The organism is Kitasatospora sp. NPDC089509, from assembly GCF_044749365.1.
Taxonomy (GTDB): domain Bacteria; phylum Actinomycetota; class Actinomycetes; order Streptomycetales; family Streptomycetaceae; genus Kitasatospora.
The window spans coordinates 29,572-40,226 of sequence record NZ_JBIVHS010000028.1 but is presented as its reverse complement, the minus strand read 5'-3'; the positions used below and the strand labels follow the sequence as shown (position 1 = coordinate 40,226).

Annotated in this window: 12 protein-coding genes; 4 read left to right on the top strand and 8 right to left on the bottom strand. The window is 75.6% G+C overall.

Annotation, left to right across the window (positions count from 1 at the left end):
• Window positions 1–137 precede the first annotated feature (137 nt).
• Together ACIP4P_RS37645 and ACIP4P_RS37640 are read right to left on the bottom strand one after the other, a co-directional pair.
• Window positions 138–1,037, bottom strand: a complete 900-nt coding sequence (locus tag ACIP4P_RS37645; protein WP_400926691.1) for an ATP-binding cassette domain-containing protein — start codon at window positions 1,035–1,037, stop codon at window positions 138–140.
• Window positions 1,037–1,570, bottom strand: a complete 534-nt coding sequence (locus tag ACIP4P_RS37640) for a MarR family winged helix-turn-helix transcriptional regulator (protein ID WP_400926688.1) — start codon at window positions 1,568–1,570, stop codon at window positions 1,037–1,039. The genes ACIP4P_RS37645 and ACIP4P_RS37640 overlap by 1 nt, the downstream gene beginning before the upstream one ends.
• Before the next feature lie 123 nt (window positions 1,571–1,693).
• Here ACIP4P_RS37640 and ACIP4P_RS37635 point away from each other — a divergent pair, with 123 nt between their 5' ends.
• From ACIP4P_RS37635 to ACIP4P_RS37625, 3 genes are all read left to right on the top strand, one after another.
• Window positions 1,694–2,191 carry a hypothetical protein gene (locus ACIP4P_RS37635; RefSeq protein WP_400926685.1) on the top strand — a complete coding sequence of 166 codons (498 nt, stop codon included), beginning with the start codon at window positions 1,694–1,696 and terminating at the stop codon, window positions 2,189–2,191.
• A gap of 233 nt (window positions 2,192–2,424) precedes the next feature.
• Window positions 2,425–2,811, top strand: coding sequence for a hypothetical protein (locus tag ACIP4P_RS37630; RefSeq protein ID WP_400926682.1), 387 nt, complete (start codon window positions 2,425–2,427; stop codon window positions 2,809–2,811).
• A 158-nt stretch (window positions 2,812–2,969) separates the two neighbouring features.
• On the top strand, window positions 2,970–3,353 hold the full coding sequence (locus ACIP4P_RS37625) for a hypothetical protein (protein WP_400926679.1): 384 nt from the start codon (window positions 2,970–2,972) through the stop codon (window positions 3,351–3,353).
• Between the two features lie 1,111 nt (window positions 3,354–4,464).
• Here ACIP4P_RS37625 and ACIP4P_RS37620 read toward each other — a convergent pair.
• Window positions 4,465–5,259 carry an alpha/beta fold hydrolase gene (locus ACIP4P_RS37620; RefSeq protein ID WP_400926676.1) on the bottom strand — a complete coding sequence of 265 codons (795 nt, stop codon included), beginning with the start codon at window positions 5,257–5,259 and terminating at the stop codon, window positions 4,465–4,467.
• Window positions 5,260–5,364: 105 nt separating this feature from the next.
• Here ACIP4P_RS37620 and ACIP4P_RS37615 point away from each other — a divergent pair, with 105 nt between their 5' ends.
• Window positions 5,365–5,994, top strand: coding sequence for a TetR/AcrR family transcriptional regulator C-terminal domain-containing protein (locus ACIP4P_RS37615; RefSeq protein ID WP_400926673.1), 630 nt, complete (start codon window positions 5,365–5,367; stop codon window positions 5,992–5,994).
• 30 nt (window positions 5,995–6,024) lie between these two features.
• On the opposite strand, the gene ACIP4P_RS37610 is transcribed toward ACIP4P_RS37615, so the two are convergent.
• The 5 genes from ACIP4P_RS37610 to ACIP4P_RS37590 all read right to left on the bottom strand — a co-directional run bounded on the left by ACIP4P_RS37610 (window position 6,025) and on the right by ACIP4P_RS37590 (window position 10,537).
• Window positions 6,025–6,936, bottom strand: a complete 912-nt coding sequence (locus ACIP4P_RS37610; RefSeq protein WP_400926670.1) for a hypothetical protein — start codon at window positions 6,934–6,936, stop codon at window positions 6,025–6,027.
• An 86-nt stretch (window positions 6,937–7,022) separates the two neighbouring features.
• Window positions 7,023–7,952 carry an alpha/beta hydrolase gene (locus ACIP4P_RS37605; protein ID WP_400926667.1) on the bottom strand — a complete coding sequence of 310 codons (930 nt, stop codon included), beginning with the start codon at window positions 7,950–7,952 and terminating at the stop codon, window positions 7,023–7,025.
• A 37-nt stretch (window positions 7,953–7,989) separates the two neighbouring features.
• Window positions 7,990–8,685 (bottom strand): indole-3-glycerol-phosphate synthase, encoded by a 696-nt coding sequence (locus ACIP4P_RS37600; RefSeq protein ID WP_400926664.1) that lies wholly within the window; start codon window positions 8,683–8,685, stop codon window positions 7,990–7,992.
• Window positions 8,682–9,395 (bottom strand): N-(5'-phosphoribosyl)anthranilate isomerase, encoded by a 714-nt coding sequence (locus ACIP4P_RS37595; protein ID WP_400926661.1) that lies wholly within the window; start codon window positions 9,393–9,395, stop codon window positions 8,682–8,684. The genes ACIP4P_RS37600 and ACIP4P_RS37595 overlap by 4 nt, the downstream gene beginning before the upstream one ends.
• Window positions 9,392–10,537, bottom strand: coding sequence for an acyl-CoA dehydrogenase family protein (locus tag ACIP4P_RS37590; protein ID WP_350517462.1), 1,146 nt, complete (start codon window positions 10,535–10,537; stop codon window positions 9,392–9,394). Before ACIP4P_RS37590 ends, ACIP4P_RS37595 begins: the two co-directional genes overlap by 4 nt.
• Window positions 10,538–10,655 lie beyond the last annotated feature (118 nt).

Genomic DNA, 10,655 nt, shown 5'->3' with positions numbered 1-10,655 from the left:
CCTCGTCCATGTAGTGGGTGGTGACCAGCACGGTCATGCCGGTGGCCCGGCGCACCGCGTCCACCCGCTCCCACACCCCGGTGCGGGCGATCGGGGGCACCAGCAGCAGGTCCAGCGCGGGCGCGGATATCGGGGGTTCAGCCGACGCGGTTGGCCGTGCGGCGGGTACGGCGGACATCGCCGAAGTCTCCTTCCGTGGCGTCGGCCAGGTCGCGGCCGGCGAAGTGGCGGAACACGTCGTCCAGGGTCGGGTCCTCGTCCCCGCTCTCCCGCCGCACCCGGTCCTTGAGTTCGGCGGGGGTGCCCAGCGCGCGGATGCGGCCGCGGTCCATCAGGGCGATGCGGTCGCAGTGGCGCTCGGCCTCGTCCATGTAGTGGGTGGTGACCAGCACGGTCATGCCGGTGGCCCGGCGCACCGCGTCCACCCGCTCCCACACCCCGGTGCGGGCGATCGGGTCCAGGCCGATCGTCGGCTCGTCCAGCACCAGCAGGCGCGGGGCGCTGACCAGGGCCTGGGCCAGCTCCAGGCGGCGCACCATGCCGCCGGAGTAGGTGGCGGCCATCCGGTCGGCGGCGTCGGTCAGGTCGACGGCGGCCAGCGCCTGGGCGACCCGGCGCCCGCGCTCGGCGCGCGAGACGTCGAAGACCCGGGCGAACAGGGCCACGTTCTCGCGCCCGGTCAGCCCGCCGTCGGCGGACAGCTGCTGGGGCACGTAGCCGAGCAGGCGGCGCACCTCCATCGGGCGGCGGGCGGCGTCGTGGCCGAAGACGCGCACCATGGCGGCGCCCACCGGCAACAGGGTGGTGATCGCGCGGATCGTGGTGGTCTTGCCCGCGCCGTTGGGGCCCAGCAGGCCGAACACCTCGCCGGTGCGCACCGTCAGGTCGATGCCGTCCACCGCCCGGGTGGCCTTGCCGCGGCCGTGGGCGAAGGTGTACTCCAGCCCCCGGCACACCACGGCCTCCGGTCCGTCGGGGCCGCCCGGGCCGTCGGGTCCGCTGCGGCCGTCGGGGCCGTGGGGGTCGTCGGGGTGCATCACGCCTCCTCGGGCAGGGAGCGTTCCTCGGGCAGGGTGCTTTCCTCGGGCAGGGTGCGCAGGCCTTCGGCGAGGAGCTGGAGCGCGGGCAGGGCCGCGGCCAGCGCCGCCCGCTGCGGCTCGGGCAGGTCCGCGACCAGCTCGCCCATCAGCTCCCGGCGGCGCCGGCGCCACTGCCCGATCCGCTGCTCGGCCGCCGGCGTCGCGTACAGCAGCGCCGCCCGCCGGTCCCCCGGGTCCACCTCGCGGCGCAGCAGGTCCTGGGCGACCAGCTGGTTGACCAGGGTGGAGACCGAGTTGCCGGCCAGGCACAGTTCCTCGGCGGCCGCGGAGACCCGCAGGCCGGGGGTGTCCGTCACCAGGCGCAGCAGTTCCACCTGGGCGCCGCGCAGGCGCGGCTGTTCCAGGCTGCGGCGCAGGCGGCGGCGCAGCATCCGCTGGATGCCGGTGAGCAGGGCGGAGAGCTCGTCGGCGAGTGCGCCGTCGGGTGTCTGGCCCGGTCGTACGGGGGCTCGTGCGGTTCCCGTCGTCATACCTCCGATTTTAGCTCTCAGTGAGAGGTATCTGTCGAGGGGGCAATCCGGCCGGCGGGGTGCGGGCGGCGGGCGCAGCGGGTAGGGGTCGGGTCCAACTCGGTGAGGGCGAAGGGGATTTGGATGTCCGAGGGGGACGTTTCCGGACTCGTCGAGGCGGTGGTGGCGGCGCTGGCGCAGCAGGCGTCGGGGGCCGCGGGGGCGGAGCAGGCGGCGTTCGGGCCGCTGCTGGGCCGCGTACGGGAGCGGCTGGAGCGGCTGCCGCGCTGGCGGCGGGCGCTGCGGCGCCTGGGGGCCGCGCCGGGCGAGGAGGGGGCGCGGCGGGAGGCGGTGGCGGCGGTCGGGGAGCTGCTGGGGATCGACACCGGCCTGGGCCGGGAGCTGGCGCGCCGGTGGCCCCCCGCACCGGGGGCGGCGGGTCCGGTTCCGGCGGGCGGCGGCCGGCGCGGCGGGGGGCGGGTGCTGGCCGCGGTCCTGGCGGTGGCGGCCGTGGCGGCGGGCCTGGGCCTGTTCCTGGCCCGCTCCTGCGGCCAGCGCGACGACGGGCAGCCCGACCCGCCCGCCACCAGCGGCGCCCTGAGCGTCCAGCGCTCCTCCCCAGCCCCGCCCGCGGGCGCCTGAGGGTACGGGCCGGGCGCGGGCGGGGTACGTCGACCCCCAACCTGCCGCCCCGGCCCGGACGTTCCTTCGATGCCGCCCGAACTCCCGTACAGGGGACCGGACCTGCGCACTTCCCGTTACGGACGGGGAGCTTCCGGAAGAGCCGCCGGATGGGCCTGAACCTCCTTGAACGGCAAGCCCGTTGAGCGGATCGGGACGCAGCGTGCGTCCCCGATGACGCTTGGAGGAACCCCATGCGCACCAGGACCCGCGCCGTCCGCTCCGCCGGTCTGCTGCTCGCCGCCACCGGCCTGCTCGGCCTCACCGGCACCACCGCCGCCCACGCCTCCGACAGCTCCGGCGGGGCGCAGCAGGGTCAGCAGCCCAACTTCATCCTGTGCTCGAACGGCAACTACTCGTCGTTCGCGGCGTTCCCCAAGCGCAACTCCGCAACGCACGAGGTCCCGCGCGGCGGCTGCACCTACCTGACGCTGAGCGGCATCAGCAACGACCAGGTCGTGCTGTACGGCATCGGGCCGAACGGCACCTTCAAGATCGCCACGGACACCTTCGACGACGCCGACGGCGAGCACATCCGCACCCTCGGCACCCCGGACGACAACGACTGGACCACGTTCTAGCCTGCCGCACCGCCGGGCGAGCGGGCGGCCGAACGGGCCCGCGGGAGATCGCGGAACTCCCCGGCCCCCCGGGCCCGTCCGCCCGCGGATCGCGCCCCGCCGCCCGGTCCCCGCAGGGGCCTTCCGGATCCGCCCGACCATCCGTCACCCTTGGCGGTATGCGGTGGATCCGGCGGGCGGCGCGGGCCGCGGACAGCGACCTCGCCCACGCCCTGCTCTTCGCCGGCCTCACCCTCGCGTTCGACGGGTGGCTGCTGTCCCACCTGCGCTACGACGGCAGGGCCGCGGGCGTCCTCGCAGGCCTGGCCTCGGTCGGCGCGGGCCTGGGCCTGGGCCTGGGGCTCGTCGGAGCCCGCCTGGACGGGCGGCACCGCCACGCCCCGACTCCCCCGCTGCAGACGGCACTTCGGCTGGCACGGTGCGCCATGACGGGCGCCCTGTTCATCCACCTCCTGCTGCCCGCCGCCGTCGCCGCCGACCTCGTCCTCCACCCGGACCACCTCGTCGGCTACCTCGGCGGCACCCTCGACACCGACCACTAGAACACCCCCGGGACGCACAGGAAGTCGGACCGGCCGACCTCCCACTCCACCGCCGGCGACCCCCACGACGGCACGCCCCTCGCCCGCCCGGGCCCGGACCATCTCACCGGCGCCCCCGGCACCACCCACCAGAACACCCCCAGGACGCACAGGAAGTCGGACCGGCCGACTCCCCACTCCACCACCGGCCACGCCCCGCAGACACCACCGGCAGGAAACCCCCGCAACAACACACCCCGACTCCCCCGCCACAGAAGGCACTTCGACCGGCACGGCACGCCACGACAGGCACCCTGTCCATCCACCTCCGGCTACCGGCCACTGTCGCGGCCGACCACGCCCCGGGCCCGGACCACCCCGCCGGCCACCTCGGCGGCACCCCGGCACCGCCCACCAGAACACCCCCGGAACGCACAGGAAGTCGGACCGGCCGACTCCCTACAACGGCACTCCCCCTCGCCTGTCCGGGCCCGGGCCCGGACGGGCGGCACCGACACGCCCCGCCTCCCCCACTGCAGACGGCACTTCGACCGGTGCGGCACGCCATGACAGGCACCCTGTCCATCCACCTCCGGCTGTCGGCCACCTCGGGGGCGCCCCGGCACCGACCGCCGGAACACCCCCGGGACGCACGGGAAGTCGGACCGGCCGACCTCCCGCTCCTCCGCCGACCACGCCCCACGGGCACCACCGGCAGGAAACCCCGCAACAACACGCCCCGACTCCCCCGCCACAGAAGGCACTTCGACCGGTGCGGCACGCCACGACAGGCACCCCGTTCACCCACCTCCGACTGCCGACCACCTCACCGGCACCCCCGGCACCGACCGCCGGAACACCCCCGGGACGCACAGGAAGTCGGACCGGCCGACTTCCCACTCCACCGCCGACCACGCCCCACAGGCACCACCGGCAGGAAACCCCCGCAACAACACGCCCCGACTCCCCCGCCACGGAAGGCACTTCGACTGGCGCGGCACGCCATGACAGGCACCCTGTCCATCCACCTCCGGCTGCCGACCACCTCACCGGCGCCCCCGGCACCGACCGCCGGAACACCCCCGGGACGCACGGGAGGTCGGACCGGCCGGCTTCCGCCCCGGGCGGGGCGTCAGGCGTGTTCGCGGGCTGCCTGGGCGAGGGCGCCCAGGGGCAGGTGGCGGGGTGCGGGGCCGGTCTCGGTGAGGAAGTCGAGCAGGATCCGGTTGACCAGGTCGGGCTTCTCCAGCGGGGCGGTGTGGGAGGTGCCGGGCACCACGGCGAGCCGGCCGTCAGGGGCGGTGCCCGCCATGGCGGCGCTGTGGCAGATGCGCACGCCGTCGTCGTCGCCCTGCATGACCAGCACCGGCATCGGCAGGGCGGCGAGGGCGGGCAGGCCGATGTCGGGCTCCTCGCGCCACATGGTGAGCCACTTGGCGAAGACGACCGGGAAGTGGCCGGGCCCGTCCGGGGACAGCGGCTCGTACTGGGGGCGGAGCATCGCCTCCAGGCGGGCGGTGTCCTCCAGGACGGCGAGGTCCTCGGGGGTGGCGCCGTCGCGGCTGACGCCGCCGCCGATCAGGACCAGGCGGCGCACCAGGTCGGGGCGGGCGAGCGCCGTGCGCAGGGCGACGGTGGCGCCGGCGCTCCAGCCGACGAGGTGGACCGGGCCGGCGGCGAGGGTCTCGATCAGGGCGACGGTGTCGGCGGCGAGCAGGCCGGAGGTGACGGGGCCCTCGACGTCGCGGGTGCGGCCGTGGCCGCGGCGTTCGGGGGCGTGGACGCGGAAGTGCGCGGCCAGGGCGGGGATCTGGGCGAACCAGCTGTCCGCGGTCACCCCTCCCCCGTGGAGCAGCACGACCGGGTCGCCCTCGCCCCGGCTCTCGCACCAGGTGTCCAGTCCGTTCACGTCCAGGTACGCACCCATGGTCCCCGTCCCCTGTTCTTCCCGTCCTGCGGCGGCCGGCTGCCGCCGACTTGAGCAACGCTCGGGTCGATCATAGGCACGGGACCTGAGCTAAGCTCAAGTCCCATGGCACTGCACCGTGATGACGTCGTCGCCGCCGCGCTGGACCTGCTGGACGAGGTGGGGCTGGACCGGCTGACGACCCGGGCCCTGACCGAGCGCCTGGGGGTGGCCCCCGGGGCGCTGTACTGGCACGTGCGCAGCAAGCGGGAGCTGCTGGGCGCGATGGCCGACGCCGTGGTCGCGCCGGCGTTCGCCGCCGCGCCGGTGCCCGGCGGGCAGGCGGGGTGGGCCGCGCGGACGGAGGCGTTCGCGCACCGGCTGCGGGCGGCGCTGCTGGGGCGCCGGGACGGGGCGCGGCTGGTGTCGGGGTACCTGGCGCCGGGGGCGGCGACGCTGGGGGCGGTGGAGGAGGGGCTGGCGCTGATGCGCGCCGAGGGCCTGGCGCTGGCGCAGGCGGCGGTGCTGGGGCACGCGGTGACCAGTTACGTGATCGGCTTCGTGCTCCAGGAGCAGGCCGCCGGGGCCGGGGACGGCGGGAGCGGGCCGGGGTTCGACCCGGGGCGCTACCCCAACCTGCTGCAGTGGCAGGCCGAACAGGCCCAGCAGGCCGGGCGGGGCGCGGGCGGCCCCGGCGCCCCGTTCGACGCCGGGCTCGCGCTGCTGACCGCGGGGCTGGCCGCCGGGCTGGGCTGAGCGCGGCCGGGGCCCGGGGCCCGGGGGTGCCTAGCCCTTCCTGGGCCGGACCTTGTAGGGGTACTTCGCGCGCCAGCGGGTCCTGATCTCGGCGTCCTCGGCCGTCGCGGGCAGGTAGGGGGCGCCCTTGCCGCGTTCGACGGCGCCGTCGTGGCCGCGCAGGAACTCCTCGATCTCGAAGGGGCTGTCGATGGCGACGGAGCCGGCGCTGTTGCTGGCGGGCGAGTCCTGGAGGGTGCCGGGGTAGCCGATGAACTGGACCTCGGGGGCGATCTTCTCCTTGGCCCAGTTCTGCTTCTTGAGGTGGTCCAGGAGGGTGTCCAGGAAGGAGCCGCCGGTGAGGGCCTCCTCGCCGGATTCGCCGGATTCGACGGGGCCGTAGCGGCGGGTGGCGGTGTGGCAGCCCAGCAGGTGGACGTTGCCGCGGTACTGGTCGCCCTGGGAGAAGGCGGCGAGGATCTTCTTGAGGTCGCGGGCCAGGGCGGGGGCCTGGCGGTCGCCGAACCTGGGTGCGCGGCCGTGGGGGTCGTCGCCGTGGGCGATGAAGTAGAGGTCCTCGGTGGGTCCGGGTCTGCGGTGGCGGCCGCCGTCGAGGTCGTCCTGCGTGTAGTGGTCGTGGGGGCCGTGCTGCTTCGCGGCGGCGTCGAGGCGCTGGTTGCGGGCGACGGTCTCGGCGGCGGAGTCGCTCAGGGTGTGGGGGTTGTCCTCGGTCTCGGGGCCGACGACGAAGGTCAGCGACCGCTGGACGGGCGGGCCGACGGGCCCGGGACCGGCGGGCCCGGGGCGGGCGGGCCGCAGGAGGCGGCCGACGGCGGCGTTGCCGATGCGGTGCTGGAGTTCGGTCAGCGGCGCGCCGGGTGCGGGGCGCGCGGGGGCGGCGGGGCGGGGGCGGGCGTCGGGACGGGACGGCTCGCCCGGCTCGCGGGAGCGTTGCACGCGCATGGCACGGTCTTCCTTCGTCCGGGGGCGGGGCCGCTGGCGCCGTCCCTGGATACGGCAGGAGCCCCGCCCGGGGCAAGGGGGCGCCGTCAGACGGCGGCCAGCACCGGCCCGGCCGGCACGTCGGCGGCAGCGGCGGGGGCGGCAGCGGCGGCGGTGGGGCGGGGGCGGGTGAGGCAGTCGTCGGTGAAGGCCAGGGCGCGCAGGTGGTAGGGGCGGGCGGCGTGGCCCAGCGAGAGGTTGTGGCCGGCGCCGTGGGCGGTGACCAGGCGGGCCAGGCCGGGGGCGAAGGCGGCGGTCAGGGCGGCGCGGTGGGCGCCGTCCAGGCGCCACCAGGCCTCGTGGTCGGCGAGGGTGAGGCGTACGGGCACCCGCACGCGGGCGGCCAGGGTGGTGAACCGGCGCGGCCAGGTGGCCAGTTCGCGGGATTCGAGGGCGGGGACGGGGGTGAGCAGGGTGCGGGCGGCGTGGAAGGTGCCGGGCGGGTAGAGGTGGAGGGGTCCCCAGTTGAGGCGGCCGCCGCCGGCGAGGTCGTCGGGGCGCTCCCAGGCGCCGGGGGCGTAGTGCTGGGCGAGGCCGGAGATGTCGGCGCCGAGCAGGGGCAGGGCCGGGTCGTCGGGCCAGTGGGCGGCGAGGTGGAGGGCGATCTTGCCGCCGAAGGAGTGGGCGAGGAGCTGGACGCCGGCGCCGACGGGGTGGGCGCGGGCGTAGTCGGTGAGGGCGGCGTGCAGGGTGGCGGCCTGGTCGGCGATCAGCTGGCCCTGGGGCAGGCGGTGGGCGGAGGCGCCGTGGCCGGGGCGGTCCAGGGCCAGGACGCTGTAGCCGAGGTCGGCGGCCAGGGTGAGCAGGCTGGTGTCGGGGTGGGCGGGGCCGGCGAAGTAGGCGGCGCGCATGCCGCGGCCGTGGACGGCGAGGATGACGGCCTTGGGGGTGCGGTGCTCGGGTTCGGCGACCAGCGCGGAGACGGGGACGCCGGCGGCGTCCAGGACCAGGGAGCGGGTGCGCAGGGCCGGGTTCACGCGCCGGCCCCCGTCGGGGAGCCGGGGACGGCGGCGTTCACGCGGCCACCCCCGTGCGGGCGTCGTCCAGGGCGGTGAGCCAGCCCTGGAGGTCGCCGGTGCGCATCAGGGCGGTGCCCACCAGCAGGCCGGCGTAGCCGGCGTCGAGCAGGCGGGCGCCCTGGGCCGGGTCGGTGATGGCGGAGGCGGAGACGGGGGCGCGGCAGCCCGCGGCCCGGACGGCGGGCAGCAGGCGCAGGCTGCGGGTGAGGTCGCCCGGGTCGCGTTCGCGGGTGCGGATGTCCTTGTTGTTGACGGCTATGACGCAGTCGGCGACGGCGGGCAGGTGGTCGAGTTCGCGTTCGGAGGTGATCTCCACGAACGGGGTGAGGCCGAGCGCCAGGGCGCAGGTGACCAGGCGGGCCAGGGAGGTGGCGGGCAGCAGGGCGGCGGTGAGCAGGACGGCGGAGGCGCCCTGGGCGTGGGCGGCCTCCAGCTGGGCGGGGCGGGTGAGGAAGTCCTTCTGCAGGACGGGCAGACAGGTGGCGGCGGTGACCTCGCGCAGCAGGCGGGGGGTGCCGCCGAACCAGCGGCCGGTGACCACGGACAGGCAGGGGGCGCCGGCCTGCTGGTAGCGGGTGACGAGGTCGGTGACGGTGCGCGGGCCCAGCAGGTCGCTGCCGTGGGGGTCGCGGAGTTTGACCTCCATGACCAGGGGGCGCCGGGCGGCCAGCAGGGATTCGATGAAGGTCATGCCGGGGTCTCCTGGGGGCGGGGGTGCCAGGCGCGGGCCAGGGCGGTGACGGCGTCGTGGGTGAAGCGCCCGGTGCGGTCGCGGGCGGCGGTGTCGATGTCGGCGCCGGCGTACAGGGGGTGGTCGGTGACGGTGCGGTAGGTGTCGCGGTTGGCGGTGTTCAGGCCGCCGGCGAGGAGGAAGGGGATGGTCAGGCGCGGCAGCAGGGCGTGGACGTCGTCGGGGTCCAGGGGGGTGCCGGTGGAGCCGACGCGGCCGTCGTCGGTGACGGTGTCCAGGAGGAACAGGTCGCATCCGGCGCGTTCGAAGGCGGGGGTGAAGGCGCGTTCCAGGCAGCGGCCGCGGGCCAGGTGGAGGACCTTGACCAGGACGGCGTACGGCAGTTGTGCGCGCAGGCGGGCGACGAGGGCGGGGCTCTGGTAGGCGTGCAGCTGGATCCAGCGGATGCCGGTGGCGCGGGCCAGGCGGGCGAGGTGGTCGGGGTCGTCGAGGAAGGTGACCAGGACGGGTTCCAGGCCCAGGCGGATGGCGGTGGCGGCGAGGTCGGCCAGGCGCTCGGGGGGCAGGTCGGCGGGGCCGCCGGGGATGCCGTGCCACAGGCCCACCAGGGTGGGGCCGGTGGCGGCGAGCAGGTCGAGGTCGGCGCGGGTGCGGGCGCCGCAGACCTTGAGGTGGCCCAGCGCGGAGCGGGTGAGCAGCGGGGTGCTCATTTGCCCAGTCCGAGCATGGCGGCGATGCGGTTGTACTGGATCTCGTTGCTGCCGGAGTAGATGGTGCCGGCGACCGCGTTGCGCACGTCCTTCTCCAGGCCGTACTCGGCCATGTAGCCGTTGCCGCCGAAGACCTGGACGGCGGCCAGCGAGGTGGCGAGGTTGGATTCGCTGGTGAGGAGTTTGGCGATGGCCATGTCGACGGTGACGTTCTCGCCGGCTTCCAGGCGCTGGGCGGTGTCGTAGAGCCACTTGCGGGCGGTCTCCAGGCGGATCTTGGTGTCGACGATCTTGTTGGCGACCGACTGGTAGGAGCCGATGGGTTTGCCGAAGGACATCCGGGTCTTGGCGTAGTCCAGGCAGCGGGCCAGGCGGTGCTGCATCTCGCCGGTGTTGACGATGAAGGAGTAGAGGATCTCGCGTTTCATGACGTGGTCCAGGACGAGGAAGCCGCCGCCGACGCGGCCCAGGACGCGGGTGGCGGGGACGCGGACCTGGTCGAGGAAGAGTTCGCTGATCGGTGAGGTGCGCAGGCCCATCTTCTTGATGGGGTTGCCGGTGGTCAGGCCGGGCATGGCGCGGTCCAGGAGGAAGGCGGTGACGCCCAGCGCCCCGCCCTGGGGGTGGGTGCGGGCGTAGACGACGATGTGGTCGGCGACGGGGCCGTTGGAGACGAAGGTCTTGGCGCCGGTGAGGACGAAGGTGTCGCCCTCGCGGACGGCGCGGGTGCGCATCTGCATGGCGTCGGAGCCGGACTCGCTCTCGGTGATGGCGTGGGCGCCGATGGCCTCGCCGGAGGCGATGCGCGGCAGGAACGTCTCCTTGAGGGCGGGTGAGCCGAAGGCCTGCAGGGGGACGCCGGTGGAGGCCATGGAGGTGGTGACGGAGAAGTTGAGGCCGCCGTCGCGGCAGTGCTCGCCCAGGCCTTCCAGGGCGTACATGGTGGTGAGCAGGGACTGGTCCAGGCCGCCGTAGCGTTCCTCGAAGGGCAGGGAGAGGATGCCGGTCTTCTGGACCAGGCGCCATTTGTCGTGGGAGAAGGCGGCCTGCTCGTCGCCTTCGATGTGGCCGGCGCTCAGGTCCTCGCCGAAGCGGGCCAGGCCCTCGCGCAGGGCCTTCTGGTCGGCGTTCCAGCGGATCATGGCAGTTGCCGCCTTTTCTCCCGGGCCCGGCGGGGTGCCGGGTGCGGGGTGTGCGGGCCGGCGCCCGTGGGTGGCGCCGGCACACGGCTCGTCTCGTCGGCGGGGCCCCTTCGGCGGG

What these genes read in the sequence shown, in the direction of transcription:
- ACIP4P_RS37645 (WP_400926691.1), bottom strand. Translation starts at nt 1,037, where the DNA reads ATGCACCCCGACGACCCCCACGGCCCCGACGGCCGCAGCGGACCCGAC.
- ACIP4P_RS37640 (WP_400926688.1), bottom strand. Translation starts at nt 1,570, where the DNA reads ATGACGACGGGAACCGCACGAGCCCCCGTACGACCGGGCCAGACACCC.
- ACIP4P_RS37635 (WP_400926685.1), top strand. Translation starts at nt 1,694, where the DNA reads ATGTCCGAGGGGGACGTTTCCGGACTCGTCGAGGCGGTGGTGGCGGCG.
- ACIP4P_RS37630 (WP_400926682.1), top strand. Translation starts at nt 2,425, where the DNA reads ATGCGCACCAGGACCCGCGCCGTCCGCTCCGCCGGTCTGCTGCTCGCC.
- ACIP4P_RS37625 (WP_400926679.1), top strand. Translation starts at nt 2,970, where the DNA reads ATGCGGTGGATCCGGCGGGCGGCGCGGGCCGCGGACAGCGACCTCGCC.
- ACIP4P_RS37620 (WP_400926676.1), bottom strand. Translation starts at nt 5,259, where the DNA reads ATGGGTGCGTACCTGGACGTGAACGGACTGGACACCTGGTGCGAGAGC.
- ACIP4P_RS37615 (WP_400926673.1), top strand. Translation starts at nt 5,365, where the DNA reads ATGGCACTGCACCGTGATGACGTCGTCGCCGCCGCGCTGGACCTGCTG.
- ACIP4P_RS37610 (WP_400926670.1), bottom strand. Translation starts at nt 6,936, where the DNA reads ATGCGCGTGCAACGCTCCCGCGAGCCGGGCGAGCCGTCCCGTCCCGAC.
- ACIP4P_RS37600 (WP_400926664.1), bottom strand. Translation starts at nt 8,685, where the DNA reads ATGACCTTCATCGAATCCCTGCTGGCCGCCCGGCGCCCCCTGGTCATG.
- ACIP4P_RS37595 (WP_400926661.1), bottom strand. Translation starts at nt 9,395, where the DNA reads ATGAGCACCCCGCTGCTCACCCGCTCCGCGCTGGGCCACCTCAAGGTC.
- ACIP4P_RS37590 (WP_350517462.1), bottom strand. Translation starts at nt 10,537, where the DNA reads ATGATCCGCTGGAACGCCGACCAGAAGGCCCTGCGCGAGGGCCTGGCC.